29 protein-coding genes are annotated in these 25,965 nt (G+C 55.9%); 11 read left to right on the forward strand and 18 right to left on the reverse strand.

Annotated features, from left to right (window positions below; translation table 11 throughout):
* Window positions 1–81 precede the first annotated feature (81 nt).
* Window positions 82–630, reverse strand: coding sequence for an NADPH-dependent FMN reductase (locus ACFPPD_RS26560; RefSeq protein WP_378083988.1), 549 nt, complete (start codon window positions 628–630; stop codon window positions 82–84).
* A gap of 269 nt (window positions 631–899) precedes the next feature.
* Here ACFPPD_RS26560 and ACFPPD_RS26565 point away from each other — a divergent pair, with 269 nt between their 5' ends.
* A complete protein-coding gene (locus tag ACFPPD_RS26565) occupies window positions 900–1,454 on the forward strand; it encodes a C40 family peptidase (RefSeq protein WP_209749826.1) in 555 nt (184 codons plus the stop codon).
* Between the two features lie 109 nt (window positions 1,455–1,563).
* Here the strand turns inward: ACFPPD_RS26565 and ACFPPD_RS26570 are convergent, their stop codons facing one another.
* Window positions 1,564–1,782 (reverse strand): hypothetical protein, encoded by a 219-nt coding sequence (locus tag ACFPPD_RS26570; protein ID WP_209749825.1) that lies wholly within the window; start codon window positions 1,780–1,782, stop codon window positions 1,564–1,566.
* A 97-nt stretch (window positions 1,783–1,879) separates the two neighbouring features.
* Here ACFPPD_RS26570 and ACFPPD_RS26575 point away from each other — a divergent pair, with 97 nt between their 5' ends.
* The gene (locus tag ACFPPD_RS26575; RefSeq protein WP_209749824.1) at window positions 1,880–2,788 is read left to right on the forward strand and encodes a DMT family transporter; all 909 of its coding nucleotides are present in this window, start codon (window positions 1,880–1,882) and stop codon (window positions 2,786–2,788) included.
* Here ACFPPD_RS26575 and ACFPPD_RS26580 read toward each other — a convergent pair whose 3' ends face one another.
* Window positions 2,789–4,069 (reverse strand): ArsB/NhaD family transporter, encoded by a 1,281-nt coding sequence (locus tag ACFPPD_RS26580; protein WP_209749823.1) that lies wholly within the window; start codon window positions 4,067–4,069, stop codon window positions 2,789–2,791. It lies immediately after the preceding gene.
* A gap of 229 nt (window positions 4,070–4,298) precedes the next feature.
* Here ACFPPD_RS26580 and ACFPPD_RS26585 point away from each other — a divergent pair, with 229 nt between their 5' ends.
* Both ACFPPD_RS26585 and ACFPPD_RS26590 read left to right on the forward strand, forming a co-directional pair.
* Entirely contained in the window at window positions 4,299–4,514 is a 216-nt protein-coding gene (locus ACFPPD_RS26585; protein ID WP_209749822.1) for a hypothetical protein, read from the forward strand.
* A gap of 129 nt (window positions 4,515–4,643) precedes the next feature.
* The gene (locus ACFPPD_RS26590; protein WP_209749821.1) at window positions 4,644–4,973 is read left to right on the forward strand and encodes a hypothetical protein; all 330 of its coding nucleotides are present in this window, start codon (window positions 4,644–4,646) and stop codon (window positions 4,971–4,973) included.
* A gap of 59 nt (window positions 4,974–5,032) precedes the next feature.
* On the opposite strand, the gene ACFPPD_RS26595 is transcribed toward ACFPPD_RS26590, so the two are convergent.
* On the reverse strand, window positions 5,033–6,280 hold the full coding sequence (locus tag ACFPPD_RS26595; protein WP_209749820.1) for a DUF445 domain-containing protein: 1,248 nt from the start codon (window positions 6,278–6,280) through the stop codon (window positions 5,033–5,035).
* 99 nt (window positions 6,281–6,379) lie between these two features.
* Window positions 6,380–8,035: a signal peptidase I gene (lepB, locus tag ACFPPD_RS26600; RefSeq protein ID WP_209749819.1), complete on the reverse strand. Its 1,656-nt coding sequence runs from the start codon at window positions 8,033–8,035 to the stop codon at window positions 6,380–6,382.
* 436 nt (window positions 8,036–8,471) lie between these two features.
* Between lepB and rsgA the strand changes: the two genes are divergently transcribed.
* A complete protein-coding gene (gene rsgA, locus ACFPPD_RS26605) occupies window positions 8,472–9,575 on the forward strand; it encodes a ribosome small subunit-dependent GTPase A (RefSeq protein ID WP_209749818.1) in 1,104 nt (367 codons plus the stop codon).
* A 3-nt stretch (window positions 9,576–9,578) separates the two neighbouring features.
* Here rsgA and ACFPPD_RS26610 read toward each other — a convergent pair whose 3' ends face one another.
* The 3 genes from ACFPPD_RS26610 to ACFPPD_RS26620 all read right to left on the reverse strand — a co-directional run bounded on the left by ACFPPD_RS26610 (window position 9,579) and on the right by ACFPPD_RS26620 (window position 12,272).
* A complete protein-coding gene (locus ACFPPD_RS26610) occupies window positions 9,579–10,637 on the reverse strand; it encodes a M42 family metallopeptidase (RefSeq protein WP_209749817.1) in 1,059 nt (352 codons plus the stop codon).
* A gap of 174 nt (window positions 10,638–10,811) precedes the next feature.
* Complete coding sequence (locus ACFPPD_RS26615; protein WP_209749816.1) at window positions 10,812–11,690, reverse strand: radical SAM/SPASM domain-containing protein; 879 nt, start codon at window positions 11,688–11,690, stop codon at window positions 10,812–10,814.
* 69 nt (window positions 11,691–11,759) lie between these two features.
* Window positions 11,760–12,272 (reverse strand): metallophosphoesterase family protein, encoded by a 513-nt coding sequence (locus ACFPPD_RS26620; protein WP_209749815.1) that lies wholly within the window; start codon window positions 12,270–12,272, stop codon window positions 11,760–11,762.
* Window positions 12,273–12,419: 147 nt separating this feature from the next.
* On the opposite strand from ACFPPD_RS26620, the gene ACFPPD_RS26625 reads away from it, so the two are divergent.
* From ACFPPD_RS26625 to ACFPPD_RS26635, 3 genes are read left to right on the forward strand one after another with little or no spacing between them, the layout of a single operon-like run.
* Entirely contained in the window at window positions 12,420–12,920 is a 501-nt protein-coding gene (locus ACFPPD_RS26625; RefSeq protein WP_209749814.1) for a hypothetical protein, read from the forward strand.
* Window positions 12,917–13,501 (forward strand): hypothetical protein, encoded by a 585-nt coding sequence (locus ACFPPD_RS26630; protein ID WP_209749813.1) that lies wholly within the window; start codon window positions 12,917–12,919, stop codon window positions 13,499–13,501. Before ACFPPD_RS26625 ends, ACFPPD_RS26630 begins: the two co-directional genes overlap by 4 nt.
* Window positions 13,502–13,533: 32 nt before the next feature.
* The gene (locus ACFPPD_RS26635; RefSeq protein ID WP_209749812.1) at window positions 13,534–14,058 is read left to right on the forward strand and encodes a DinB family protein; all 525 of its coding nucleotides are present in this window, start codon (window positions 13,534–13,536) and stop codon (window positions 14,056–14,058) included.
* 404 nt (window positions 14,059–14,462) lie between these two features.
* On the opposite strand, the gene ACFPPD_RS26640 is transcribed toward ACFPPD_RS26635, so the two are convergent.
* The 4 genes from ACFPPD_RS26640 to ACFPPD_RS26655 form a co-directional block, all read right to left on the reverse strand.
* Window positions 14,463–15,458 (reverse strand): LLM class flavin-dependent oxidoreductase, encoded by a 996-nt coding sequence (locus ACFPPD_RS26640; protein WP_209749811.1) that lies wholly within the window; start codon window positions 15,456–15,458, stop codon window positions 14,463–14,465.
* A 56-nt stretch (window positions 15,459–15,514) separates the two neighbouring features.
* Entirely contained in the window at window positions 15,515–16,447 is a 933-nt protein-coding gene (locus ACFPPD_RS26645; RefSeq protein ID WP_209749810.1) for a manganese-dependent inorganic pyrophosphatase, read from the reverse strand.
* Between the two features lie 175 nt (window positions 16,448–16,622).
* A complete protein-coding gene (locus ACFPPD_RS26650; RefSeq protein WP_209749809.1) occupies window positions 16,623–17,174 on the reverse strand; it encodes a methylated-DNA--[protein]-cysteine S-methyltransferase in 552 nt (183 codons plus the stop codon).
* 3 nt (window positions 17,175–17,177) lie between these two features.
* Complete coding sequence (locus ACFPPD_RS26655) at window positions 17,178–17,795, reverse strand: bifunctional transcriptional activator/DNA repair enzyme AdaA (protein WP_378083997.1); 618 nt, start codon at window positions 17,793–17,795, stop codon at window positions 17,178–17,180.
* A gap of 153 nt (window positions 17,796–17,948) precedes the next feature.
* On the opposite strand from ACFPPD_RS26655, the gene ACFPPD_RS26660 reads away from it, so the two are divergent.
* Window positions 17,949–18,842 carry a DNA-3-methyladenine glycosylase family protein gene (locus ACFPPD_RS26660; RefSeq protein ID WP_209749808.1) on the forward strand — a complete coding sequence of 298 codons (894 nt, stop codon included), beginning with the start codon at window positions 17,949–17,951 and terminating at the stop codon, window positions 18,840–18,842.
* A 26-nt stretch (window positions 18,843–18,868) separates the two neighbouring features.
* On the opposite strand, the gene msrB is transcribed toward ACFPPD_RS26660, so the two are convergent.
* Complete coding sequence (msrB, locus tag ACFPPD_RS26665; RefSeq protein ID WP_209749807.1) at window positions 18,869–19,837, reverse strand: peptide-methionine (R)-S-oxide reductase MsrB; 969 nt, start codon at window positions 19,835–19,837, stop codon at window positions 18,869–18,871.
* A 178-nt stretch (window positions 19,838–20,015) separates the two neighbouring features.
* Here msrB and ACFPPD_RS26670 point away from each other — a divergent pair, with 178 nt between their 5' ends.
* Entirely contained in the window at window positions 20,016–20,909 is an 894-nt protein-coding gene (locus tag ACFPPD_RS26670) for an alpha/beta hydrolase (RefSeq protein ID WP_209749806.1), read from the forward strand.
* 79 nt (window positions 20,910–20,988) lie between these two features.
* On the opposite strand, the gene ACFPPD_RS26675 is transcribed toward ACFPPD_RS26670, so the two are convergent.
* From ACFPPD_RS26675 to ACFPPD_RS26685, 3 genes are all read right to left on the reverse strand, one after another.
* Window positions 20,989–22,524: a family 10 glycosylhydrolase gene (locus tag ACFPPD_RS26675; RefSeq protein WP_209749838.1), complete on the reverse strand. Its 1,536-nt coding sequence runs from the start codon at window positions 22,522–22,524 to the stop codon at window positions 20,989–20,991.
* A gap of 182 nt (window positions 22,525–22,706) precedes the next feature.
* On the reverse strand, window positions 22,707–23,219 hold the full coding sequence (locus tag ACFPPD_RS26680) for a hypothetical protein (protein ID WP_209749805.1): 513 nt from the start codon (window positions 23,217–23,219) through the stop codon (window positions 22,707–22,709).
* Window positions 23,220–23,332: 113 nt separating this feature from the next.
* On the reverse strand, window positions 23,333–23,824 hold the full coding sequence (locus ACFPPD_RS26685) for a DinB family protein (RefSeq protein ID WP_209749804.1): 492 nt from the start codon (window positions 23,822–23,824) through the stop codon (window positions 23,333–23,335).
* A gap of 152 nt (window positions 23,825–23,976) precedes the next feature.
* On the opposite strand from ACFPPD_RS26685, the gene ACFPPD_RS26690 reads away from it, so the two are divergent.
* Window positions 23,977–24,543, forward strand: a complete 567-nt coding sequence (locus ACFPPD_RS26690) for a CGNR zinc finger domain-containing protein (protein WP_209749803.1) — start codon at window positions 23,977–23,979, stop codon at window positions 24,541–24,543.
* Between the two features lie 14 nt (window positions 24,544–24,557).
* Here ACFPPD_RS26690 and ACFPPD_RS26695 read toward each other — a convergent pair whose 3' ends face one another.
* Together ACFPPD_RS26695 and ACFPPD_RS26700 are read right to left on the reverse strand one after the other, a co-directional pair.
* On the reverse strand, window positions 24,558–25,106 hold the full coding sequence (locus ACFPPD_RS26695; protein WP_378084002.1) for a nucleotidyltransferase family protein: 549 nt from the start codon (window positions 25,104–25,106) through the stop codon (window positions 24,558–24,560).
* Between the two features lie 31 nt (window positions 25,107–25,137).
* Window positions 25,138–25,596 carry a GNAT family N-acetyltransferase gene (locus ACFPPD_RS26700; protein ID WP_378084005.1) on the reverse strand — a complete coding sequence of 153 codons (459 nt, stop codon included), beginning with the start codon at window positions 25,594–25,596 and terminating at the stop codon, window positions 25,138–25,140.
* Between the last annotated feature and the right edge of the window lie 369 nt (window positions 25,597–25,965).

A 25,965-nucleotide genomic window follows, 5' to 3' on the forward strand; every position in this document is an offset into this window, starting at 1 on the left:
TTCACGCATCCGAACGTCCCGTGACAAAAACAAAAAGCCCGCGCGAAAGCGGACTTTGATCTGATTGTCGGCATTCGCCCTTTACGAACGGGCGAAATCGATAAAATGCTCCACGACGCGGTCGATCGTTCGAAGCGTCGATTCGTCGACGAGCCTCTGCGTCGATTCGTCGAATTTGAGCGCGGCCGAGCTGATGTAGATTTCGTTGCCTGCCGGCGGCAGCAGCCTAACCTGCAATCCGGGGCTGGCCAAGATTTCCCGTAGATGCTGTTGGCATCGAATCGTGCCCATCATGCCGGGAGAGACGCCGGCCGTCAATACGGGCTTGCCGATCAACACCTTGTCCACCCGGGAAAGCCAATCGATCGCGTTCTTCAGCACGCCGGGCACCGACCAGTTGTATTCGGGAGTAATAAAGAAGACGCCGTCCGCCGAAGCGACTTTGCGAAGCAGATCGGTCACGACCTGCGGCGGATTCAGTTCGATGTCCTGGTCGAAGAATGGAAGTGATCGAATATCCGCGATTTCCAGATCCAGCTTGTTAATGTAGCGCTCCTTCATCGTGTTGGCCAATTGCAGGCTGTAGGAGCCTTGTCTAAGACTTCCGACGAGTACGGCGATTTTCAACATTCGATCACGACCTCCTTTGCGTCAAAAGTCCATATCCAACAATTTCATTGTAGCATCGGTAGGCACGTTCGGAAAGTCAAGTGAGCATTTTCTCATCGGATTTTCATAAAGGCGGCTTGGCCGTTGGGCGGGAACGACGTCGCCGTTCCTTGGGAAATGCAGGGCGATTTCGATGTGTTACGGTGTATTCAGGCAGAGGCGGACGACGTCGACAGCGTCGGCCACGTATTAAGCCGAATCGCAATTCCAACTCTAAGGAGGAACCAAACATGACGATTACTTCTACGACATATACGACTAACGCACGCAACGGCAAACGCATCGCGACGATCGCTCTCGGCTTCTCCATTCTGTTCACGGGAGGCGCGGCGCTCTCGTTCGCTCCGTCCGCACACGCGGCGACTTCGGCTTCGGTGCAGGCGACCGGCGTTGCCGTCGTCGACAAGATGATAAAATTGGGCAAGAAATTCAAAGGCGTACGTTACGTCTACGGCGCGAAAGGCGGACAGACAAGCTCGTTCGACTGCTCGTCGTTGACGCAGTATCTGTTCAAGCAGGCGGGCGTCAATCTGCCGCGTTCTTCCAAGCAACAATCCAAAGTCGGCACCTACGTGGCGAAAGCCAACCTGCAACCCGGCGACCTCGTCTTCTCCGATACGAACAGGGACGGCGTCATTAACCACGTCAGCATCTATCTCGGCAACGGCAAGCTGCTCCACACTTACCGCGTCGGCATCGGCGTCACGTTCTCCGATTTCAAGGGAAGCACTTGGGACAAGACGTACGTGACAGCTCGTCGCGTCCTGCCCGCGGTACGGGCATAGATACGAGCACGGACGATACGTCTACGGAAGGCACGACGATCTATAAAAGCGCTTCCGCGCATCAGATGAAGAAGAGCCATCCCGCTTAATGGGATGGCTCTTCTCGCGTTTATTGGTTCATGATCGCCAGGAAAATGACGATAACGGCAACGATCACGACCGCGTACATCGCGAGCAGCCTGCCGAGCTTGCGCGCGGGGTTGACTGAGTACGTGCTGGTCGCTTCCTTACGGGATAAGGACGATCCAACGATGACGGTCCATACGACGGCCCCCGCCATGACGATGACGGCCACGATCAATAATGCTGTCGTGTTCAATAGTTTCACCTGCCCGCTCCGGGATTATCCGGTTGATCTTTAGGTTATTCGGCAGTACAATTGCATTTTGCTCATACGGATACGACACCAGGAAGGAATTACAGCCATGACTCGCGCCAAACCGCCCATCGCGCCGATCGTGCCGCTCATCGTCGGCATGATCGCCATCTCGTTCGCTCCGATTCTCGTCCGATATTCGGATGCCCCCGTCTCCGTGCAAGGACTATACCGAATGCTGTTTACCGTCCTTCTTATGCTTCCGCTCGGCAAGCGTCAGCTGCCCGGGTTGAAATCCATTTCCGCGAAGATTTGGTTGCTCCTCTTCGTCGCGGGCGTCTTCCTCGCGCTCCATTTCCTCTTATGGATGGAATCGTTGAACTATACTTCGATCGCGAGCTCCACGATCATATTATCACTCGAGCCCGTATTCGTCATGATCGGCGCCTATTTTCTTTTTAAAGACCGGTTGAGAAAGTTGGCCGCGATCGGCGTGGCCGTTGCCCTCGCTGGCGTTATCGTCGTCGGATCCGGCGATATTTCATTATCCGCCAGGGCATTTAAAGGCGATCTGCTATCCTTGTTCGGCACGCTGGCGGTCGTCGTCAATATGCTGGTCGCCAAGAAGATCCTCGAACGAGTCTCTTCGTACTTGTATAGCTTGATCGTCTTCGCCATCGCCGCCGCTTGCTTCGCCCTGTACAACGTCGGCGCGGGCATCGGCATGACGGCTTACTCCGGCAGGGAGTGGTTACTTTTCCTGTTGCTCGCGATCGTGCCGACCATTTTCGGACACATGATTTTCAATTGGTTGCTGCAATACGTCAAACCGGCGACGATCTCCATCTCCGTTCTCGCCGAACCCGTCGGCTCCAGCTTGCTCGGCATCGTGCTGTTCGACGAACTGCTTAGCGGCTTCCAACTGACCGGCGGCGTGCTCATTATCGCCGGCTTGCTCTTGTACATGAGGTCGGAGAAGGAATCGCCAGTCGAACACGAACGTCCCGCCGCCGCTTAACTAAACGAGATATCGAAGATAAACATATCCGCTCGCGATCGCGATGGAAAGCAGCATGAGCGGGAAGCCGTATTTCAAGTAAGTCATGAACGAGATCGGATGCCCTTCCTTCGCGGACAGTCCCGCAACGATCAGGTTGGCGCTAGCGCCGATCAGGGCGCCGTTACCGCCGAGACAGGCGCCGAGCGCCAAGCTCCACCATAACGGCTCGAGATTGTCGATGCCCATCAAGCCCATTTCCTGAATGAGCGGGATCATCGTCGCGACGAACGGGATGTTATCGAGGAAAGCGGACGCGATCGCGCTGAGCCATAGGATGAGCATCGATGTCGCGGTTAAGTCGCCGCCGGTCCATTCGATCGCTCGCTGCGCCAGCTCGGAGATGACGCCCGTCTCGACGAGACCCGATACGAGGGCAAATAACCCGACGAAGAAGAAAATCGTCGTCCATTCGACCTTCGTCAGCGCGCTCTCCATCTCGTGCTCTCCCGTCAGGAGAAGCAGCAGGAACGCGCCGGCCAGCGCCACCGTCGCGGACTCCAGATGCAACAGCTGGTGAGTGAAAAATCCGACGAGCGTCAAAGCGAGCGCCGCCAAGCATTTCGTTAGCAGCTTCTTGTCGGTCAGAAGTTGCTTCTCGTCCAGTTCCAGGATTCCCTTTTTCAAGTCATCGGTCGTCTTCAAGCTCTTGCGGAACAACCAAACGAAGAGCGGGATGTAGACGATCATGACGAGGACCGCTACCGGCGCCAAGTTCGCGATGAAATCCATGAACGAAAGCTCCTTGACCGCGCTTCCGATCATGATGTTCGGCGGATCCCCGATCAGCGTCGCCGTCCCCCCCACGTTCGAAGCGATGATTTGCGTGATCAAGTAAGGAGCCGGGTTAACGCGAAGTTGTCTGGCGATGCTGAAAGTAACAGGAACCATCAGCAATACCGTCGTCACGTTGTCGAGGAACGCGGATCCGACGGCCGTGATGAGCGATAACGCGATCAGGATGCGAACGGGTTCTCCCTTCGCCTTCTTCGCCGCGTACACCGCGATGTAGCGGAATAAGCCCGTGTCCGCCGTAACGCTCACGATGATCATCATGCCGACGAGCAAGCCGAGCGTGTTGAAATCCACGTGGTGCATCGCCGCGTTCTGGTCGACGATGCCGAATAAGATCATGAGCAGACCGCCGAGCATGGCGGCAATCGTCCGATGAATTTTCTCGGAGACGATAATGGCGTAAATGACGAGAAAAATGCCGATCGCCCAATAAGCTTGTTGTTCCATTCCTTCTCCCCCAATTGAAAATAGCCACATCTTCATCATGTCCATTCCGCGGAATGCCGCCTGCGAGTCCCGAAAAAAACGCAAAAAGAGCCCGCTGTTGGCAGGCTCCTCCGGTTATCGCGTATGGAGTTGGCTGTTAGGCGCCGCTGAATAGGCGCTTCTCTATCTTATACGAGGGTTCGGTTCATTTCAAGAAATTCCGGTCGTCCGCCGCATGTAGGAGGCGGTCTTGGCGTATTCCGTCAAGAGCTTGGCTTTTCGAGAAAGGGAATCCGTGAAAAGAAGATTAGAGCAATGGGATATTTCCGAGTCACCGATCGTGTTGTTTGTAGGAGGCGAAAAAATGGAAAGCGATTCTTTATTACGTACGGATAAAGAATTGGCCGAACTCTATCAACGGCACGCGGATCTGGTTTACAGGGTCAAAACGTTCAGTTCAAATTGAAGGATTTACAAGCAGCGGATCCTCTTCCGGGGGGGGTTCGAAACGGTCATCCCGGGTTCTTGGGAAACCGCTTTTAAGCTGGATTTCAAGGAGTATTCTACTCTCTATCGGCCAAATCAAAGCGTTACCATGTTTGGTTATCCGGCTGTATTAAAAACGATCTCCGTCTCGCCCATTTCGATTTCATTAAAAATCGAAGGTAAATCACTGAATGAGATTAACGAAGCTTCCGGAAAATTAAAGGAATTCGGCGATAATGAATTTGAATATTTGGACAACTATCCGATCACGATAAACTATAAAGACGGCACCTCGGAAACGACAAGCATTTTTACCGGATTGCATGTGACGGAATTCGGAGTACAAATGCTTACGATCAAAACTTTTGAACATGTTATCAATGATAAGGAAATCGCTTCTATCGTATTCTTTGGTACGGAGATTCCGATACATTCATGACCGGAAACAAAAAAGGCGCGAAACCCGCGCCTTTTTTTGTCGACAATTCAAGGATCGGCTTATCCCATCGCCAGTCGGATTCCCGAGAGGACGAGCCCGATCAGAAACCCGCACACCGCTCCGTTCACCCGGATCCATTGCAAGTCTCCGCCGATCTTCTCTTCCAGCATTCCCACGAGCGCTTTGTCGTCCATCTTGTCGATGTTGTCCTTCAAGAGCGCGCCGAGCCGGTAGTGGTTCGCCTCGACGGCGTCGACGATCATGGCGACCGCCTTCCGGTCGATGCTCTCGGCAAGCTCCGGCTCCGCTTGCACTCTTCGAACGACGAATCGCCACGCGCCGACGAGCTTCCGTCCTCCGCGAGCCTTCTCTTCCTCCAGTACGGCGATCAGCTTGTCGCGAGCTTGCTCCAGCCGTGCCGACAAGAACGTCTTCCCTTCCGGGCTCTCGGCTTTGCCGATCAACCACAGCTTGCCTCGCTCCAATAGTTCTCCGTCTTCCGCGACCGTCCGCAATTGCTTGCGAATCTCGGACAATACGAGCTCCCGGTTCGGATGCCCCGGTTGCACGAGATCCTGGATGGCGGACAGCAGCAATTGCTGGATCATTGATCCCAGCTTATCCTCGTTCATGAAGCCCGCGAACGCCTGCACAGCGAATCCGAGCATGCCGCCGACCTTCGCCTCCTGCAGCTTCTTGAGCGCGATCGAGCCCATTAGCTGTCCGGCTTGCGGAGAACTGACCCACGACCGTCCGCGTTCAAGCGCGAAATCGAGTAACCGTTCATCCCACTTCTCTTTCTCCGCCGACGATAGCAGCTTGCCTGCGAGCTCCCGTCCGTCGACGCCGCGAACGACCGAAGCGATGCCGTACTGGATAGACGGCACGAAAGATTCGAGCGGAAGCTTGGCCAGTAGCGTCTGCATACCGTTCAGCGCTCCGACGCGATTGCCGCGTTTGCCGGCGAGCCGCGTCACGGCGGCCCCCGTCAGCTTCAGCAGCGACAACTGCCGCAATCTGCGGGTGACGCTTTCCTTGTTCAACAGCTCGTTCTCGAACGCCGAGATGAGCGATTTGGCGATACGGTCCCGGTTCTTCAGAAGCAAAGACGTATGCGGAATCGGAATGCCCATCGGATGACGGAACAGCGCCGTCACCGCGAACCAGTCGGCGAACCCGCCGACGAGCCCCGCTTCGAAGCCGCCCTTCAGCAGCTCCGTCCCGGGATGGTCCGGTAACGCGAACGTGGCCGCGAATCCGGCCCCCATGACGACGAGCGACAAGCCCGCGATATTTTTGCTGCGCATAAGAACGACCCTCTTCATCGATAAATTCCACGTCACCTCAATATAGCATTCGACATCGGAATCATCAATTCGACGCGGTCCCGGACGGAGTAAACACCATTAGCCTGGATACTCGACGTATTCGTCTTGGATGCCCATGAGACCGTCCCCATAAACGATCGTAAACGGATGGAAAGCTCCCTTCTTATCTTCGACGACGAAATCGAACCCTCCCACGTAGCGAATGGCGGCCGATTTCAAGTCTACGGCTTTCGCATACAGGGCGATCGTCCGCTCCGCCACCTCTACCGGAATTTCCAGATCGTCGGGATTCAGGAAACCCGTCAGCTCTTCCGCCTTGTTCCCCTGAATCAGCTCGATGTATTGCGTAGCCATTCGCTCAGCGAAAGGAAAATAGCTGATATAGGGGGTGTTGTAGACGACGCCGCCATCCGATTCGTAACGCACCGTCAACATCAAAGATTCATTCGTATTTGCTTCAGCTTGTGGTTTCGAATTATTGCCATCGTCTTCCAGCCGATAAGCGTACTGCCCGATTGCAGGATGATGTGAAAGTCCCATCGGATCCGCCACAGCCCGAAGCGTCTCAAGGTCGAAGTTCGCTTCGAAGCCTCGGACGATTTCTTGCGCTTCTTCGAGTCCGTAAAAGCCGTAATAATCGCTCGCGGTTACAAGCGACTTCACTTTCTCCGCGTCGCGTTGCTTTAACGCGGATATCAACGCTGCGGTATCCTCGATCGCAGTTTGCTCGTCATGTGCCTGCGGCGACTCCTCCGGCGTTACTTCTTCCTCCGGAACTTTGATCTCGTCGCCCTTCGCTTCGATCGCGGTCAATAACGCGAGCACCGTGTCCCGCTCGTGACGATCGACCCATTCCCCTTCGAGCAACGTTCCCGTATCCAGGATGATGCGTTCGATATCGCTCGTCGCGCTAAAATCCGCGACAATCGCGATGATCGCCTCGGTCTGCTCCGGACCGAGCATCGCCATCGCTTGCACCATATGCGGCATGTCGCTTAAGAACCATTTTCCGACAAATGTCGTATATGGTACCGTCAGTGCCTCTTCGAGCCCCGTCAATGCATTCAGAAGCTGCAGCATATCGCTCATTCCGATCGATAACCCTCGCTCAAGCAACGCTCGGACTTGCGCAGATTCCGGTATCGGATCATCCGAATACAAATGCCGGTCGACCCATCCGACGACCTGGCCTTTGATGCGATTCGCGGCGATCGGACCTTCTACGAAGCTTCCGCTGAAATTTCTTTGCCAAGCGTCTCCGACGATAAAATATTCGTTATCTGGGATTTCGATATCCCGATTGTATTCCGCCGCGAGCTTCGTACTCGAGAATAACGGTCCGATTCCGTAAAAAGCTTCCAGCTTGCCCCCGTTAATCCGGATTTGCCCATCTTCAACGATGACCCGTTCGCCGGGCAGCCCGACGACTCTCGCCACGTCGAAGCCGCTCCGGGGAGAACCCGCGTCGGTCTGGAAGTAAACGACGTCGCCGCGCGCGATCGGCTGCCCCTTGTAGGCGCTCAGATCGACGACGACGGGAACGTCCGTGAATTGCACCGACTCCGCCATGCCGTCGTTGCCAATCCAATGCAGCTTCTCGTTCGGCTTTAACGTCTCGATCGCGGGAAGCTCTTGTTTCGTCGCCTCGTCCTTAACCGGTTTCTTCTCCACGCAACCGGATAACGTCACGCAAAGGATTGCGAGTCCGATGACCGTTGACCAACCCTTCTTCATCTCATGTCCCCTTCATGGAAAATAATGCTACTCTTACATCCATTTGACGTATGTGGCAGGCGGTTAGTTGCTCGTCGGGAAAACCGAATTTGACAAAGCCGTGATTTCCATCATATACTAACGTCTATCACAAGCGAGGAGGCTGATGTCGTATGGCAAACTTATTGATTGTATCGATTGTTTCGATGGATTCTCAAGCTCATATCGACAGGTCTCTACGGTGCAAGATAAGCATTCGATAACGGAATTCGGCGCGAGGGCGATGCCCCTCTCCCTTCCGTTCCGCGTACTTACCGTCTGAGACCACCCGGTTTCAGGCGGTTTTTTTGTTGCCGCGCGACGTTCGGTCGCGCATGCGAACAGCCCGCAGGGAATCCCTGCGGGTTGTTTTTTTATCGATCCCCAGACCACAATTCACAATTAGAGGAGTTTTCAATTGAACCTACGCTTAGATCGCGATACCTTGCAAGCTTACGGCTGGAATACTTATTGGGAAGAGGTTCTCGCGAAGCATTTCCCTTCGAACGGACGCCTCGTCCCCGCGCGCGTCGTCGCGCAGTTCTCCCACTCGTACAACATCATGACGGAAGTCGGCGAACGCAGCGCCGTCGTCACCGGCAAGTTCGAATACAACGCCGCCAAACGCGGAGACTTCCCGGCCGTCGGCGACTGGGTGCTCGCCGAGCCGCTCCCGAACGAGCGCCGCTCCGTCATTCACGCCGTATTGCCTCGCCGTACCGCCATGGTCCGCAAAGTCGCGGGCAACATCGTCGAGGATCAAATCATCGGCGCCAATCTCGACGTCTTGTTCATCGTAAACGCGCTCAACCAAGACTTCAACGTCCGCAAAATCGAGCGTTACTTGATCGCGGCTTGGGAAAGCGGCGCGCAGCCGGTCGTTCTGCTGACGAAAGCGGATCTGTGCGACGACCCCGATGCTTTCGTCTCCGAGGTAGAGAGCGTCGCGCCGGGCGTTCCCGTCTATGCCGTCAGCGCCTTGAAGAACCAAGGCAAAGAAAATTTGTCGGTCTTCATGTCTCCCGGAACGACGATCGGCGTCACCGGCTCTTCCGGCGTTGGCAAGTCGACGCTGCTGAACTGGTTCGCGGGCGACGACCGCCAAGCGACGCAAGGCATTCGAGAAGACGATGCGCGAGGACGCCACACGACGACCCACCGCGAGCTGTTCCTGCTGAGCGACGGCGCTCTCATGATGGATACGCCCGGCATGCGGGAGCTGCAGCTATGGGAAGCGAACGACGGCTTGCAGTCCGCTTTCTCCGATATCGAAGAGTTGGCGTTGCGATGCCGCTACCGGGATTGCCGACACGAGAATGATCCCGGCTGCGCGGTAAGCGCCGCGATCCGGAGCGGCGAGTTGGACGCGAAGCGGCTGGCGAACTATCGCAAGACGTCGCGGGAGCTCGAACGGATCGCCCGCAAGGAAAACGCAGCCGTCGCCGTACGGAAAGACGCCAAGAAGAAAACCGCGCAATCGCGCCCCAGACAGAAAAACGCCGCTCACTGGAGCGACGATTAACCGTTATTCGAATAGATAAGCAAGCAATAGCGCCGCCGTGTTCACGACCGCGTCGGCGTGGGTTCTCTCCATGCCGTGCGAGGAATGCACGCCCGGTCCGATGAGGGCGGCGCGAATGTTGCCGCCGCCGCGCAGCGCGGCCGACGCGTCCGAGCCGTAATACGGATAGATGTCGATCGCGTAAGGAAGGCTTTCCCGCTTCGCCAGCTCGATCAGCTTCGACGTCATGCCGTAATCGTACGGACCCGAGGAGTCCTTCGCGCAGATCGAGACGTCTCTCTCCGTCGTCGACAGATCGTCGCCGATCGCGCCCATGTCGACGGCGATAAGCTCGTCGATATCGGACGGGATATACGAGCTGCCATGTCCGACTTCTTCATAGGTCGACAGAATGATTTTGACGTTGCGGACCGGTTGCCGCCCTTCGCGCTTCAGCCATTCCATGACGCCGAACAAGGCCGCCACGCTCGCTTTGTCGTCGAGATGGCGTGACTTGATCCACCCGTTCGGGAGCATCCGGGTGCGCGGGTCCCAGGAGATGAAATCCCCCGGCGCGATGCCGAGTTTCTCCGTCTCATCCTTCGTAGTCGTCAGCTCGTCGAGGCGAATTTCCATATTCGCCTCTTCGCGCTTCAAATCGCGCATGTCCGCATGGACGTGAACGGACGGCTTCGTCGATAGCACCGTTCCTTCGTAAACGCGCCCGTCGCGCGTATGCACGAGGCAATACTCGCCTTCTACCGTATGCATCGCGTAACCGCCGACCGACGTAAAACGCAGCATGCCGTTCGGCTTCACCGAACGAACCATCGCGCCAAGCGTGTCGACGTGCGCCGTCAAGGCTAGCGTTCCTAGCGATTCCGCGCCGTTGGAGCCCGGAATCGAGATGATAGCGTTCCCTTTAGGCGTCATCTCGAGCTCGTAGCCGAGCTTCGCGGTTTCCTCTCGGACCAGCTTCATAATGTCCATGCAGAAGCCGCTAGGGCTCGGCGTGGCGAGCAGCATTCGCAGCGTATCCAAAGTATAGTCCCGGTTCAATTGCGGGTTCAGGGGTGCGTTCATCTCGAAGATCTCCTTCTGCGCTGGCTTGCGACTGATCGTTATTTCACGTCAATCGTCACACTATCATAATACTTGTCGTTGATGTACACGTCCAATTTCCACAAGCCTCCGTTTCTAAAAAAACGTCCCAACCGCAGATTCCATCTGCAGCCGGGACGGCCTTTTCCTGTTGTCTTACGCGTTAAACCGCTGGCGATAACCGCACTTGCGGCACAGCTCCTCGACGACTTCGCGGCGGGAGAAGCCGTCGTACAGCTTCGTCGCCCGCTCGCCTTCGATAATATCGCCGAACTCTTCTTTGTGGATGTTGCCGAGGTTGATGACGCCTTCGCCGTCAAGGCAGCACGGAATGACCGTACCGTCCACGAGCACGCCCGCTTGATTGCGGAGAGCGTGGCAGAAGCCTTTGCTCAAGTCTTCTTCTTCCTTCAGATCCGGCCACTTGAATTCTTCCTCGTGGTTCAAGTAGATGCGGTCGGCGAGCTTGATGCCCTTGCCCCGGACGAAATGCTCCTCGATCTTGATGTCGAGATCGAAAGCTTCCTCGAGCTGGCTGAGAATTTCCCGGTTGCGATCGTTCTGCACGTTCGTCTCGTTGTCCTGCGTCAAGTTCCATAACCGGAACGAGATGCGGATGTCGGACGTCTCGACTGCTTCCTTAGCGAAAGCGATGACGCTTCCTACATATCCTTCCTTGTCGACGGATCCTTCGTGGCCGTCGAAGCTATGCAGCGAAAAGTTGATCTGCCGGAGCGCGGGCTTGCGGATAATCTTCGGACCGGCCTTGTGCAGCAGCGTGCCGTTCGTCGTCAAGTTGACCTTGAACCCTCGCTCGTGGCTGAGATCGAGCAGTTCGTCGATCTTCGGATGCAGCAGCGGTTCGCCCTTGACGTGAAAATAAATATGGTCGGCATGGCCTTTGATCTGGTCCAGCGTATGCGTGAAAGCGTCGACTTTAATGAAGTTCGCCTGGCGTTTGGTCGGCGGGCAGAAGCTGCAAGCCAAGTTGCAGATGCTCGTGATTTCGATGTAAAACTTCTTGAATGTCTTCAAGTTCGGTGCTCCAATCCGCGGTGCCTAATAAATGATTCGTTTATTATAGCATACCGGAAGCTGCGAAGATCAGCTTTTGTCCCCGTAAAAGACGTGCTTCGCCGATAGTTGGCCTTCCTTGATCCGGAAAATGCCGAACGAATAGCGCTCCTGCCTGCGTTTGTCCGTCGGGGATCCGGGGTTGAAGATCAGCGGCCCGCCAACCGCAAGGCGCTTCAGTACCGGAATGTGGGAGTGTCCGTAGACGATCGCATCCAGCTTCTCCCCTTTGAAAAAGGATACCGCATGCGCTTCCGTCGCCGCCCTCTTCAGCCCGCCGTGCCCGTGCGCGATGCCGATCCGGCAGCCGCCGAGCGCGACGATCCTGCTCAAGCCGAACCGCTTAACGATGTCTTCTCCGTCGTTATTGCCCGCGACGCCGTACGTCGGCGCGAACGCCGCCAGCTCCTCGTACAAGGACAGCTTCGTCCAATCGCCGGCATGAAGGATCGCGTCGGCGTCTTTCAGCTCGCGAAGCAGCCGATCCGGCAGCTTCTTGCTCATCCTTGGCATATGCGTATCGGACACGACGACGACTTTCATCCGTACCGACCTCGATTCGGGAATGGATTATAGTTCCATCATAGGTGTCAGCGCCGATGCGGGCAATGCCTCAATGATTTCTTTTCATGGAAAACGTAACCATTCGGGATTTGAAGCGTTATAGTTAGGGGACGAAGGAGGACTGGTATGAGAAAAATCTTTACAGCGTTGACCTTTCTAAGGAGAGTGCTTCTTTTCTTGCTACTTGCTGTTCTCATTCCGACTTCAATCGATCGTTGCTCGAACGACGGAAAACGCGGAATCAATGACCATGTTCGCGAAGTTCAAGCCGACGGCTCGTACACCGAAATGATGATCGACCGCTCTTTCTCGATCGACGACGATACGCTAACCGTCGATAAGGCGTACGTCACGCCGAAGCGAATTCTGCTTACCTACACCTATCGGCACCATAATCGCGGTTACAGCTGGTCTTTCCCGGAATCCACATTGAAGTTGATCCTTAGCGACGGACAACAACTCAATTATCAAAGCGGAGGCAGCAGCGGAAGAAGCTGGGGGCAACGAGGTCAGATCAGCTTCTTACTGCCTAAAGACCCCATCGAAAAGGCAAAGCTCGTATACGACTGGTACGATCGACATGCGGAGCTCGACATCCCCTTGACGAAAGCGGGGAGCGAACAATGAACAAAAAAACGGTTTTCGCGATCGTCGAATGGGCGCTGATCGCCCTGCTCGTCTGGTTGGTATTCCGAGAACAGGCTTTTCCTGTCCTGATCGGAAGCTCAAGTCCAGAGAAGGCATTCCGCCAATCGGAAAGCACCTATCACTACGGTCCATCGACGATTTTACGCAAAGTCGAAGTACCCGGGGACGATCGCCAGGTCATTTTCCTAAGCAAATATAAAGACTGGTTTTCCGCCCATTCCGTGATCAAAGGAAGAATAGGCTGGCGACCCGGCGGCGGCGTCGCGGGTGTCAAGATTAAACCCGACAAGCCTCTCACGTATAGTTGGGAAGGACACGGCATCAAGGATGGCCGCATGCTTCTCAAATTTTACGGTTACGTGCCCGATGACAGAATTTCGACCGTCGAGCTGCTTAAGACGGACGTGGAGACTGGAAAAGCGGCTCCGCTTATGGAAAAATTGAATGCCGACCGCATGTTCCTATTCCGGTGGGAAGAAGAAAGCAGCCGCTGGGAATGGAGCGCAATTCGAGGCTTGGACAGCAACGGCCAAGTTGTCTATGAGCAAAAATTGAACTGACCCTTCTGAAACCGGAAAGGAGCTTATTTGGAATGATCCTTCGACCGACGCAAGAAGAATACAACGAACATTTTCACGGATACGTCCAGCTTGTTCCCGAAGGCGATATCGAAGAGACGCTGGCGCGCTCGCTAAACAACACGCTCGCGGTTCTCTCCCCTCTGTCCGAAGTGCAAGCGAGCTTTCGCTACGCGCCGGGCAAGTGGAGCATCAAACAAGTGCTCGGACATATTACGGACAACGAGAGGGTCATGGCATACCGGCTTCTCCGAATCGCGCGCGGAGACCGTACGCCTCTGGCGAGCTACAACCAAGACGAGTTGGTGGCGGGAGCGAACTTCGACGCGTGCGCGTTCGGACTGCTGCTCGAAGATTACGCTCTCGTTCGCAAGTCGACGTTGACGCTGCTTCAAGGTCTTCCCGCCGAGGCTTGGTCGAGAAGCGGCATCGTGAACGGCAACGAATCGACGGTCAGGGCTTGGGCGTACATCATAGCCGGCCATGAACTTCACCACATGAAAGTGCTGGAAGAGAGATATTTGAATCTCATCCGCTAGCAACGATGAAGTTAACGCGAGGCTTATTGCGTTATAACTCCTACGTCCGCTGTCGCCGCAATAGTGCTGTCGCTCAGACAAACTGCAAAAGTGCATGTTGATTCATCCCAAATCGGCAAAACGGCTCAACAACCTGCACTCACTACAGTTTGTTAAGATAAAATAGCTCACTTTACGAGAAACCCGGCAAACAAACTGCATTTTCGCAGGTTGTTCACTCCATTTCGAAAAATTAGCCTAACAAACTGCATATTTGCAGGTTGTAACGCGCTTCAGGACATACACGGTAATACGTGAACCGCCTACGGGAGAAAACGAGCTTCATCCCTTAGTAGTTACGGACTTTCTCGACAGCCGAAGAAGACCGATATCCCTGTCGATCAGGGGTATCGGTCTTCTCTGCGTTATTGGCCGAACGCTTCCGCGATGAGCCTGTACGACTCGACCCGCTTGCCGAAGTCGTGAATATGCGAGACGATCATCAGCTCGTCCAGATGCATCCGGTCGGCGTAACGCTTCAGCCCTTCCTTCACTTGACCCGGCGTGCCGACGAACCGTCTAGCGCGCATCTGCTCGATCAATTGCCGCTCCATCGGCGAGTACGGATAATCGACCGCGGTCTGCACCGACGGCAAGTAACCGAGCTCTTGTCCGCTCAGCAGCTTCAAGAAGAACAACTCGTTGCTCTTGGCCATCTGCTGGGCCTCCTCGGCCGTCTCGGAGCAGATCGCCATGACGGCGGCCAGCGCTCTCGGCTTCGGCTCGTGCGCCGACGGCTTGAAATACGCGTGGTACAGATGAAGCGGCTCGTCACCCGCCGCGCCGAAGAACTGGGCGAAAGCATACGCCCTTCCTTGCTGGGCGGCGATCCTGGCCGTGCCGTCGCTCGAACCGAGCAGCCATAGCTCCGGCGCTTCTTCCGTCTCCGGATAAGCCCGAAGGCTCGCGAACCGGTGATCCGCCGGCAAGTCGTCGTGCAAGTAGCCGCTTAAGTCGGCCACTTGCTGCGGATACAAGTCGATATCCATTTGCTTATGCTCCTGCAAGGCGCGGGTCGACATCGGGAAGCCGCCGGGAGCCCGACCGAGGCCGACGTCGATGCGCCCCGGATAGAGAGCTTCCAGCAACTTGAAATTCTCCGCTACCTTATAGGCGCTATAATGGGGTAGCATGATGCCGCCCGATCCGACCCGAATGCGCTTCGTATTCGCCGCGATATGGGCGATGAGCACTTCCGGGCTGGACGAGGCAAGCGCCTTGGAGCCGTGGTGCTCGGATAGCCAATACCGGTGATAGCCGAGTTCTTCGGTCGCTTGGGCAAGCGCGACGGTCTCGTTAAGCGCATCTCGCACGGTTCTACCCTCGTTGACGTGCGAATGGTCGAGTACGCTGAGTTTCATGGAATCCGCCTTTCTCAACACAAAAAGCCCGCAAGTAGCGGGCTTCAAGTTCGTGCTTAGCGTTTGTTGAAGGTGTCCGTCAGAACCGGAACGATCTGCGCTTTGCGGGATACGACGCCCTTCAGGACGGCCGTATTATTGGAGAGCTTGACGTTGTAAGCGGCTTCGACGGCGTCGGATGCGCGTCCGAGCGCAAGGCCGACGGAATCGTTGTTCAAGATGTCGGTGACGACGAACAGGAACAGGTCGAGGCCTTTCTCGTTAATGATGTTCGTCAATGCGTCTTCGATCTCCGCTTGCTTGGACAGTACGTCGTTCACGTCGACCGCGTTCACTTGCGCGATCTCGACTTTGGAGCCGCCCATCGTGAATTCTTTGGCATCAAGGGAGATCAGTTGAGCGACCGTCTTGTCGCTCAGGTCCGCTCCCGCCTTCAGCATGTTAAGGCCGTAGACGTCCGCGTCCACGCCTGCGATTGCCGCAAGCTCGCGGGCAGCCGCGACGTCTTGCGCCGTACAAGTCGGGGATTTGAACAGAAGCGAGTCGGAGACGATCGCGGACAGCATCAGTCCGGCGACGTTCTTCGGCACGGATTTTCCGTTTTCTTTATACAGTTTAAGCAAGATCGTGGCCGTGCAGCCTACCGGCTCCGCGCGGTAGTACAGAGGCGCGCTCGTCTCGAAGTTCGCGATGCGGTGGTGGTCGATGACTTCCAGAACCGTCACTTGATCGATATCGGAAGCGCTTTGTTGGCGCTCGTTGTGGTCGACGAGAATAACGCTTTTCGTTTCGTTCGCGACCGTCTCGACGAGACGCGGCGCGTCGAAGCCGAACTGGGTAAGCGCGTATTGCGTTTCGCCGCTGACGGCGCCGAGACGGACCGCTTCCACTTCTTCTCCGAGCTGCGTTTTCAAGTCCGCGTAAGCGATAGCCGAACAAATCGTATCCGTATCCGGATTTTTATGGCCGAAAATCAATACTTTGCTCATGATCTTGCTCCTCATCATATATATTGGCAAGCAAAGACGCCTAGCGCGTCAAGGGACGCGGAAGCAGCTTTGCGGCGGTAACGGTGAGCATAAACAAGACAATAAATTATACTAACCGATATTCCAAGCAAAAGTATAACTCAAATGGAGATCTATAATCAAGGAAATCGACAATCTATTCCGATAGGCTTACGCGAATTGGAATAGAGCCTTCGAGTTCCAGCAGTTGCCGTTTCATCACCAGCCCCCCGCGGTAGCCGGTGAGGGAGCCGCCTTTGCCGACGATCCGGTGGCAAGGGGCGACGACGAGCACCGGGTTGCGTCCGATCGCCGTACCGACGGCGCGCGAAGCCTGCGGCTTGCCGAGCGCGGCCGCGATATCCGCGTAGCTGGCCGTCTTGCCGTACGGGATACGGCTCATCGCTTCCCATACGTCCCGCTGGAACGCCGTCCCCCGCAATGCGAACCGTTGCGTGAACGTCTTTCTTTGCCCGGTGAAATATTGCTTCAGCTCATCTGCGTAGGGGGCGACCGATGTAGGCGCGTTCCGAAGAGCGACGTCCGTGCCGTAGCTTCTTCTCGCCCACTCGCCGAAGTCGTCCCACGGCTCGTCCCAGGAGCCGACGTACACGAGCCCTTCCTCTTCAGTCGACGCGACGACCAGCTTCTTGTCGCCGTCCTCCAAGTAACCCCAATCGATCGGCTGCCCCGCAAGTTCTCTCGTCATCGATTAATCCTCCTCTAATGTCGCGGTTATGACGCTTTGTTCGGCGCGCTTGCGATACTGCGACGGCGTCATCCCCGCGTGCGACGCGAACTGCGTCGAGAAGTGCGAGGCGTTTCCGATGCCGACGGCCAATCCGACTTCCGAGATCGATAGGCTCGATTCGGCGAGCAGTTCCTTCGCCTTCGCCATTCGGATGGCAGCCATATACTCCGTCGGCGATACGCCTTTGATTTTCTTGAACGTCCTTTGAAGATGATACGGGCTCGCATGAAACCGGTCGGCAAGCTGAGATAACGACAACGACTCCGAATAATGCTCGTCGATGTCCGCCGCGATTCGGGCGATCCACTCCTCCGCGGGCAGCTTGCCGCCCTCCGGCTTGCAACGCTTGCACGGCCGGAATCGTTCGGCTACCGCCTGCTCGCTATTCGCGAACACCTTCACGTTGTTCCTCGCCGGCACCCGAGACCGGCACGACGGCCGGCAATAGATGCCGGTCGTCTTGACCGCGTAATAGAACTTGCCGTCGTATTCGGCGTCGCACAGTACGATCGCCCGCCATTGCTCGTCGCTCATGGCCGCCGTCTCGCCCGCGTCTCTCGTCTCATGCGTATCGTACATTGAGAATCACCTCTTCGTACCCCTAGTATAACTGTTCGAATACGCGTATGTTAGATTTCTCGAATGAAAGCGCAAGATCGCCAAAGAATGACCGCCCCCTTATATGGTACAACTAGAGAGGAAGATCGAGAGACCGGGAGGATCACATACGCGATGAACGAGTTGATTATAGAAGTACCGAAGGAATTCGATTTCGAGAAAAATCTGCATTACTTGTCGCGTTCGCCTGACGAAAGCTTGTATCGCATCCAAGACGGCAAGCTGTACAAAGCGATCTTATCGCAAGGGGCGACCCGTCTGTTCGAAGTCGGCGGCGATACGCCGGGCGCTCTCGTCGTCCGTTCATTGGACGAAGACGAGTGGTCGGCCGACGTCGAGAAGGAAATCGCGGAATACGTGAAGGAATGGTTCGATCTGGGATTGGACTTAGCCCCCTTCTACGCGATGGCGGAGGATGATCCGATCTTGAGCGGCGTCGTGCGGCGACTGTACGGCTTACGCAACATGGGCATTCCGGACTTGTTCGAGGCGCTTTGCTGGGGCATTATCGGTCAGCAGATCACGCTATCGTTCGCTTACGCGCTGAAGCGCCGGTTCGTGGAGACGTACGGCACGCGGGTGTCTCGCCGAGGCGTTGACGTCTGGCTGTTCCCGGCGCCGGGGCGGATCGCGGAACTGGACGTCGCCGAGCTGGCGGCGCTGAAGCTGACCGGCCGCAAAGCCGAGTATTTGATCGGCGTCGCTCGCTTAATCGTCGACGGCGACATCGGCAAGGCTTCGTTGCTCGAATCGGCAAGCTTCCAAGCCGCGGAGAAACGGCTCGTCGCGATTCGCGGCATCGGACCTTGGACGGCTAATTACGTGCTTATGCGCTGCCTCCGCTACCCTTCCGCGTTCCCGATCGACGACGTAGGCTTGCATAATGCTATCAAGGCGGTGCTCGGCTTACAAGAAAAGCCAACCGTCGCCCGGATAAGGGAGCTGGCGGTTGGCTGGCATGGCTGGGAAGCTTATGCGACTTTCTATCTGTGGCGCGTGCTGTACTGACTTCGGAAGCCCGGCTCGTGCCCGGCTTACCCCAGCTCCGCTAAATAACGGCCGTAGCCTTCTTCCTCGAGCTTCTCCTTCGGAATGAAGCGCAACGAAGCCGAGTTGATGCAATAGCGGAGACCGCCTTGATCCTTCGGTCCGTCGTCGAACACGTGGCCGAGATGCGAGTCCGCTTCGCGGCTGCGCACTTCGACGCGGAACATGCCGTGCGAGAAGTCCTGATGCTCCTGAACGCTGCCGCCGTGCAGCGGTTTCGTGAAGCTCGGCCAGCCGCAGCCGGAATCGAACTTATCGCGGGAGCTGAACAACGGCTCGCCCGAGACGATGTCGACGTACAAGCCTTCACCCTTGTAGTCGTGGAACTCGTTGCGGAACGGCGGTTCGGTCGCGCTATTCTGCGTCACCTCGAATTGCATCGGGGTCAGCCGCTTACGCAGCTCTTCCTTGTCCTTCGCCGTGTTCCAATGTCTCTCGATGAAGGCGTCTCTTCCCGAGCCTTGGCGGTAGTACTTGTAACGCAGAGGATTCTTATTATGGTAATCCTGATGGTACTCTTCCGCCGGATAGAAGACGGAAGCCGGAACGATCTCGACGGCGATCGGTTTATCGCCGAACCGGCCGCTCGCTTGCAGCTCCTCTTTGGAAGCTTCCGCTTCGGCCCGCTGTTCGTCGTTATGGTAGAAAATCGCCGGCCTGTATGAAGAACCGCGATCATGGAATTGTCCTTCAGCGTCCGTCGGATCGACGGATTTCCAGAATATATCGAGTAACTTACGATAAGGAAAAAGGCCGGGATCGAACGCGATCTGCACCGCTTCCGCGTGTCCCGTCGTTTCGGAGCACACCTCCTCGTACGTCGGGTTTTCCGTGTGTCCTCCCGTATAGCCCGATACGACGCCCAATATGCCGGGCAGCTCCTCGAACGGCGTCACCATGCACCAGAAACAACCCCCTGCGAAAGTCGCGAGCTGCGACGAATGAGAATCAGCCATCTTCAATCTCCTCCCCGTTATTGCCGGATATTCGTTTCTATCGCAATTGTAATTCATTCCCGCTTCTATACCAAATCCGTCTGTATTTCTTTCCCGGAAAAGCGTTACGGAACGCAATTATCGTATATGATAGCACTATATACTCGAAAGGATCTTCGACCGACAGGAGGTATCCCTCATGGGCTTTAGCGAAAAAGAATGGAGATGCGCCGACGGCACCACGATGTACGCTTGCGAATGGCTACCGGAAGGAGGCAAGGGCGACGTCCCGGCCGTCATCGGGATCGTTCACGGAATGGGCGAGCACATGGGACGTTACGTTCACGTTGCCGAGATGCTGAACGCCTCCGGTTACGCGGTGCTCGGCTTCGATCAGAGAGGTCACGGCAACACCGCCGGCAAACGAGGGCACGTGCCGCAGTACGCGGACTTGCTCGAAGGCGTCGACAAGCTCTTGGCGGAAGCCCGCTCCCGCTTCCCCGGCGTCCCGTTGTTCCTATACGGCCATAGCATGGGTGGCAACGTCACGCTCAATTACTTGCTTCGCTGCAAGCCGGACATCGCCGGAGCGATCGTGTCCGGCCCTTGGCTGAAGCTGGCGTTCAAGCCCCCTTCCCTACAAGCCGTCATCGGGAAGGTGATCGAGAAGATATATCCGAGTTACACGAACAACCGCCCGATCAACGCCGCCAATCTGACGACGGATCCGGTCATGGTGGAACGTTACGTGACGGATAAACTCGGCCACGGCAACATCACCGCACGGTTCTTCTTCGGCGTGCAGGCGGCCGGTCTCTGGGCGCTCGAGCATGCGAGCGAACTGGCAGTCCCGACTCTGCTCATGCACGGCGGTGACGACAAAGTGACTTCGCTGCCGGCGAGCAAACGATTCGCGGAATCCGCTCCGCCGAAGCTCGTCACTTGGATCGATTGGCCGGGCTACAAACACGAGATCCACAACGAGACGGGACGCGAGGACGTGTTCGAGGCCGTGCGGGGTTGGCTGGCGGATAGACTTCCCGCGAGAGCCGAACCGGCAAACGCGAACGCGGACGAAGAATCCGCGGTCTAGTCTTTAAGAAAAAGCCCTTCGCCGGCCCGCGACGTTCGCGGGTTAGCGGAGGGCTTTTTACGATGAGCATCGTTCAACATCAGTTGGGCTTATTTACCTTATAGAATGATTGCAGCAGCGGCACGAGGCCGAGCGGATTTCTACGCAAGTCCTTCGCGCTGAAGAAAATATCTCCCTTGACCTCGAACAGCTTCCTGTTGTATACGAGTTGATCGATGATTTCCTGCGCCGATCCCCAGCCGGTCTCGGTCGTTCCGAGTTTGTACGGAGCATGGCCGATATACAGCTTCACGTCCGTACCCCGCACTTCGTTCGCCCACCAATCGACGAGCGTATCGTACTTCGCGACCTTGAACGAGAGACTCCAATAAATCTGCGGGACGACGTAATCGACCCATCCTTGACGAATCCACGTGCGGACGTCGGCGCCCATGCTATCGTACGCGGTCACGCTGGCCGTCGTATTCGATCCCGTAGGGTCTTGGGATTGGTTCCTCCAGACGCCGAACGGGCTAATGCCGAACTGAACGCCGGGCTTCGTCTTGTGGATCGCCTGATCGAGATCGCGAACGAAAGCGTTGATGTTGCCGCGTCTCCATTCTTCCTTCGTCGCGATCCCGACTGCGTTATAAGCCGCGAAGGTCGCTTCGTCCTCGAACGCGCCGCTTGAAGGATAGAAATAATCGTCGAGATGCACGCCGTCGATCTCGTACCCTTTTACCGTCTCCATGATGGCGTCGATGATATGCTTCCGTGCTTCCGGAATGCCCGGATTGATGTACATCTTCGGACTGTCCGCATTGCCCGTCTGCACGATCCAATCCGGATGCTGGACGGCCACGTGGTTCGGCGCGAGCGCCTCAGTCTTCTCCCCGGTATTCGCGCGGAACGGATTAAACCAAGCATGGAACGCCATGCCGCGCTTATGCGTCTCTTCGATCATGAACGCGAGCGGATCGTAATCCGGCGCTTGCCCTTGCGTACCCGTCAAATACTTGGACCACGGCACGAGCTCGGACGGATACAAGCTGTCGGCGGCCGACCTCACCTGAACGAACACCGCGTTGATCCCCATCGCCTGAAGCTCGTCGAGCATTTGGGCATACTCTTGTTGTTGGCGCGCGGAATCCCCGTACGACGCTTTCGAAGGCCAATCCAGATTATAGACGGTCGACACCCATGCGCCCTTGAGCGAATCGTCCGCCAGCCCTTCCGGGGACTGCAGCTTGATTGTCCTCGCGGACTGGTACCACGTGACGGCGACATTAAGCTGATCGCTCACGAAACGCAGAGGAACCATCGTTCGGCCGTTCACCGATTGAACGGAATAGTCGAGCGCGACTTTCGCCCCGTTCACGGTCGCGTATTTCTGCCCTGCTTTCAGCAGAATCGTCGTGCCGGATTTCTTGATGGTAGCCGTCTTCGTCTTCTGCGTCCAAGAGACGGACGCCTTCAGATTCTGACCGATGACGCTGATCGGCACCATCGTCACGTTGACTTTCGGAACGATATACGGCGGAACGTCGGACACGATCTTCTTCCCGTCCAAATAAATCGTAATAGTGGAAGGCGTTGCGGCTTGAACCGCGGGAACTCCTAGAGATGCGATGATCATCGCGAACGAGAGCAACAGGAACAAATTTCGGCGAATAGCGCGTTTCAACAATAAAACCTCCAAGCGTCTAATCCTGGCGCGATGAAGCGCTGCATGGAGTTAGACGCCTTGGAGGCGGATAGGTTGCAGATAGCGGCCGAAGATAGGCCTTATGTCTTACAGAGGATGTTCAAAAAATCCGCTTAAGGAATAAATTGCTGCGTGATCTTCGTGATCTTGCCGTTCTCGATCTCGAGATGATAAGGATAGTCCTTCATATTCATCTCGGCATCGTCCGCGAACAGGGAGACGAACTTGTTCAGGTCGATCTTCTCGTTCCAATTCACCGTCGCTTCTTCGACGTTGCCGGTGCGGTTGTAAATCTGCATGGTGACTTCGGCATTCGGCGATACGGGCAGCTTCGCGATCGCGTTATCGTCGTTCACGATGTAATAGCCGTCCGGCACTTCGGTCAGCCCCGAGTCGGGTTCCCGTTCCATGAACACCTTGTTCGCTTCTTCGCCTTCGTACCAAGAGACGTAATCGGCGTCGATATACAGCGTGCCGTTCTCCTCGTAGATGCGGTCGACGTAGGCGACTTGCGTGTCCGGAGCCTTCGGTACCGGCATGTAGTCTTGCGTGTTCGCTTGAATAAAGCCGAGTGACAGGAACCCGAACAATACGGTGACGAAGCTGATCAGTAGTTTGTTCAACATGACGGGAGTCACTCCTTCGAAGGGCGGCCGTAAGTGCCGCTAGTGCCTATACTCATTAGACGGAGTTCCCCCGAATAAAGTTTCATCTCCGAGGAAGAAAAATTAAATTTTTCTCATTCGAATGAACGTCGTTCCGGCCAAATGCCTTGCAGCTTGCGCAGGAAAATAATTTGCCCGGCATGGTAGGCGTCATGGACGATCAATTGTTGCAGCCAAACGCCGACTTCCCTATGGGGAATCTTCGTCACCAGCTCGTCTTCAGTCATGCCCGCAAGCTTCTCGCGAAGGCCGAGATGAACTTCACTTAATTGGCTGAGGGCCAGCTGCCAATCCTTCTCGGTCGCGGAAGCGACAGCGAACGTATCGTCGTTGGTCACTCCTTCCGGGTACTCTTTCTCCTCGCCCGTCAATCGCTTCAGAAGTCGCTCCTTATAAAAGACGAGGTGATGAAGCGTTTCCCAAATCGTGTTGACGTGATTGCCGTCCGGTCTCCACGATGCTTGCTTCGCCGTGACGTCCCGCAGGGCGTCGGCCAGCGGCGGATACCACTCTTCCTTATCGTATGCGGTATCCCAGCCGTTCAGGAGCCATTCCCGTTTTTTCATTTTCCATTTCCTCCTCGAGTAACATGTAACCACCAAAGTTATATTAAATCGTTACATTCGGATTGTAGCATCGTTCCCGTCGTAGATCAAGTAACTAGCTAAACATTATTTAAACTGTTACAATGGAAAGCAAATCGAAGGAGGTGCGCGTCATGTTATGGGATGATTTCCTCAATTCGGTTCATCGCGACTGGCGCGGCGACGGGACGGCGAAAGACCGGCTCGACGACGAAGCCTGGTTCCGCGAATGGATCGAATACGAGCGCCTGAACCCCGAACGCCTACCGAACGGGAAAGAAATGGCGTCTTTAAAAAAATTGCGGGAGCTGCTCCAACGGATGGCGGAAGCTTTCGCCGCGGGAGCTCCCTTGTCCGCTGCCGACCTCGACGCGCTGAACGCCGCGATGGCGGAAGGCGCCGTCATTCGCCAGGTGACGAGCGACGGGACAAGCTACAAGCTGACCCACGTCGCCGTCGGCCGCGACTGGCGCGGCATCGAAGCCATCATCGCCGCTTCCTTCGCGGAGACGATGGCGGAAGGCGACCCTTCCCGCATTCGGATCTGCGACAACCCGAACTGCCGCTGGGTGTACCACGACGACACGCGCAACCGGTCCAAGCGGTACTGCGACGATAAGTTGTGCGGGAACTTGATGAAGGTCCGTCGCTTCCGCGCGCGGCAAAAAGCCGAGCAAGACGCTTCCCGTTCGGGGGATTGACGTCGGCTCGGCTATTATTCAAGCAATCTAAGCTTCGGCCAGACCTCCAGCCACTTCTTCTCTCGCACCCTGCGAAGGAACGCGTTCCGATCGCGGAAGCCAGGACTCTGCCGGACGGCCAGCCCGAACAGATCTTCCAATCCGTATGGCGACACGATCCGATTTTCGCGTCCGTCATCCGTTAGCGAGATGCCGACGGCCGTCGCCGTTTCCGGCCAACCTCTCATCGCCTCTTCCACCGAAGCGTAAGGTGCTTCTCCGTTCCGACTGTGCATCCTCGCTTGATTTTTCACCGACCACCGGTATTCCGGCACGAGCTCCCGCAATCGCTGCTCGAAGCTCTTCTCCGTACTCTCCTCTAGATCGGACAAATCGTAGAACAGGACGTCGACATCGTTCAGCGCCGTCTGCTCGGCGTAACCGTGAAGCGTGTCCCATACGCGGTTGCGAACGTAGCCTGCCGCTATCGTCCATTGCGGCAAGCCTAGAGAGCGAACAGCTTCGAGATCCTTCATTAGATCGGGCATGCCGGTCATGATTTCCAGCAAACGCTTGTCGGACATCCGCTGTCGCTCCTTCATTGGAGGCTTATGGTTAGGGCGTCGTCCAATAATAGGACAAATACGTTGTTTCCAGTTGGAATCCGCGTTTCTCATACAGTCGACGAGCTTTCATATTATCGTTCGCCGTCTCTAAGGCAAGCCCCTTCGCCCCTGTCGTTCGCGCGTAATCTTCCGCTGCTTGCATCAACAGATGCGAAACTCCCCGTCCCCGGTAGCTTTCCTTGACGAACAGATCGTTCAGCACGAGCGTTTCCTTCATCGAGATCGACGAGAACGTCGGATACAATTGCGTAAAGCCGACGATCTTGCCGCTTCCTTCTTCGCGCGCCGTGAAGACGATCGATTGCCGATGAATCAGCCTATCTCTCAGAAACTTGCGCGCTCCGTCCGGATCCGCCGGTTGTCCGTAAAATTGCCTGTAAGCGTCGAACACGACGGACAACTCGTCCAAATCCCCCATCGTCGCTTGATAGATCGTGATTTCGTTCATCGAATCCTCTCCCTTTTCGCCAAACGTTCTCTCTTGCCGAACGAATTGCGAACATCTAACCTTCGTCGATTGCTACTCCGCTATGACCGTTTGTTTAAAGTTTTCTCTTGCCGTTTCGTTCAATTCTAAGTCCCTTACATATTCTTTGTTAAACAATAATTTTCTGACTCTCTCGCTAGTATCGATCGTATTTCTGTTTTCTTCGATGCTATAGAACTGTTCAAACCATTCTTGCTCTTTCTTTAATTAAATAACTCTTTTCTCTTATCGACGGTTATTCTTGCTTGAAAAATAGTCCGTTCCGGTTCCTATAAACACTTCTCCTACAAAATCGATCAAAGTTAAAAATAGATCGGATATTAGAAGAAT

The sequence above is a fragment of the Cohnella suwonensis genome, from assembly GCF_042655365.1.
In the GTDB taxonomy this organism is placed as follows: domain Bacteria; phylum Bacillota; class Bacilli; order Paenibacillales; family Paenibacillaceae; genus Cohnella; species Cohnella suwonensis.

Excerpts from the sequence above, each read along its gene's own strand:
- ACFPPD_RS26560 (WP_378083988.1), bottom strand. The coding sequence starts at position 630 with ATGTTGAAAATCGCCGTACTCGTCGGAAGTCTTAGACAAGGCTCCTAC.
- ACFPPD_RS26565 (WP_209749826.1), top strand. The coding sequence starts at position 900 with ATGACGATTACTTCTACGACATATACGACTAACGCACGCAACGGCAAA.
- ACFPPD_RS26575 (WP_209749824.1), top strand. The coding sequence starts at position 1,880 with ATGACTCGCGCCAAACCGCCCATCGCGCCGATCGTGCCGCTCATCGTC.
- ACFPPD_RS26580 (WP_209749823.1), bottom strand. The coding sequence starts at position 4,069 with ATGGAACAACAAGCTTATTGGGCGATCGGCATTTTTCTCGTCATTTAC.
- ACFPPD_RS26590 (WP_209749821.1), top strand. The coding sequence starts at position 4,644 with ATGTTTGGTTATCCGGCTGTATTAAAAACGATCTCCGTCTCGCCCATT.
- ACFPPD_RS26595 (WP_209749820.1), bottom strand. The coding sequence starts at position 6,280 with ATGCGCAGCAAAAATATCGCGGGCTTGTCGCTCGTCGTCATGGGGGCC.
- lepB (WP_209749819.1), bottom strand. The coding sequence starts at position 8,035 with ATGAAGAAGGGTTGGTCAACGGTCATCGGACTCGCAATCCTTTGCGTG.
- ACFPPD_RS26610 (WP_209749817.1), bottom strand. The coding sequence starts at position 10,637 with ATGAACGCACCCCTGAACCCGCAATTGAACCGGGACTATACTTTGGAT.
- ACFPPD_RS26620 (WP_209749815.1), bottom strand. The coding sequence starts at position 12,272 with ATGAAAGTCGTCGTCGTGTCCGATACGCATATGCCAAGGATGAGCAAG.
- ACFPPD_RS26625 (WP_209749814.1), top strand. The coding sequence starts at position 12,420 with ATGAGAAAAATCTTTACAGCGTTGACCTTTCTAAGGAGAGTGCTTCTT.
- ACFPPD_RS26630 (WP_209749813.1), top strand. The coding sequence starts at position 12,917 with ATGAACAAAAAAACGGTTTTCGCGATCGTCGAATGGGCGCTGATCGCC.
- ACFPPD_RS26635 (WP_209749812.1), top strand. The coding sequence starts at position 13,534 with ATGATCCTTCGACCGACGCAAGAAGAATACAACGAACATTTTCACGGA.
- ACFPPD_RS26640 (WP_209749811.1), bottom strand. The coding sequence starts at position 15,458 with ATGAAACTCAGCGTACTCGACCATTCGCACGTCAACGAGGGTAGAACC.
- ACFPPD_RS26645 (WP_209749810.1), bottom strand. The coding sequence starts at position 16,447 with ATGAGCAAAGTATTGATTTTCGGCCATAAAAATCCGGATACGGATACG.
- ACFPPD_RS26650 (WP_209749809.1), bottom strand. The coding sequence starts at position 17,174 with ATGACGAGAGAACTTGCGGGGCAGCCGATCGATTGGGGTTACTTGGAG.
- ACFPPD_RS26655 (WP_378083997.1), bottom strand. The coding sequence starts at position 17,795 with ATGTACGATACGCATGAGACGAGAGACGCGGGCGAGACGGCGGCCATG.
- ACFPPD_RS26660 (WP_209749808.1), top strand. The coding sequence starts at position 17,949 with ATGAACGAGTTGATTATAGAAGTACCGAAGGAATTCGATTTCGAGAAA.
- msrB (WP_209749807.1), bottom strand. The coding sequence starts at position 19,837 with ATGGCTGATTCTCATTCGTCGCAGCTCGCGACTTTCGCAGGGGGTTGT.
- ACFPPD_RS26670 (WP_209749806.1), top strand. The coding sequence starts at position 20,016 with ATGGGCTTTAGCGAAAAAGAATGGAGATGCGCCGACGGCACCACGATG.
- ACFPPD_RS26675 (WP_209749838.1), bottom strand. The coding sequence starts at position 22,524 with ATGATCATCGCATCTCTAGGAGTTCCCGCGGTTCAAGCCGCAACGCCT.
- ACFPPD_RS26680 (WP_209749805.1), bottom strand. The coding sequence starts at position 23,219 with ATGTTGAACAAACTACTGATCAGCTTCGTCACCGTATTGTTCGGGTTC.
- ACFPPD_RS26685 (WP_209749804.1), bottom strand. The coding sequence starts at position 23,824 with ATGAAAAAACGGGAATGGCTCCTGAACGGCTGGGATACCGCATACGAT.
- ACFPPD_RS26690 (WP_209749803.1), top strand. The coding sequence starts at position 23,977 with ATGTTATGGGATGATTTCCTCAATTCGGTTCATCGCGACTGGCGCGGC.
- ACFPPD_RS26695 (WP_378084002.1), bottom strand. The coding sequence starts at position 25,106 with ATGTCCGACAAGCGTTTGCTGGAAATCATGACCGGCATGCCCGATCTA.
- ACFPPD_RS26700 (WP_378084005.1), bottom strand. The coding sequence starts at position 25,596 with ATGAACGAAATCACGATCTATCAAGCGACGATGGGGGATTTGGACGAG.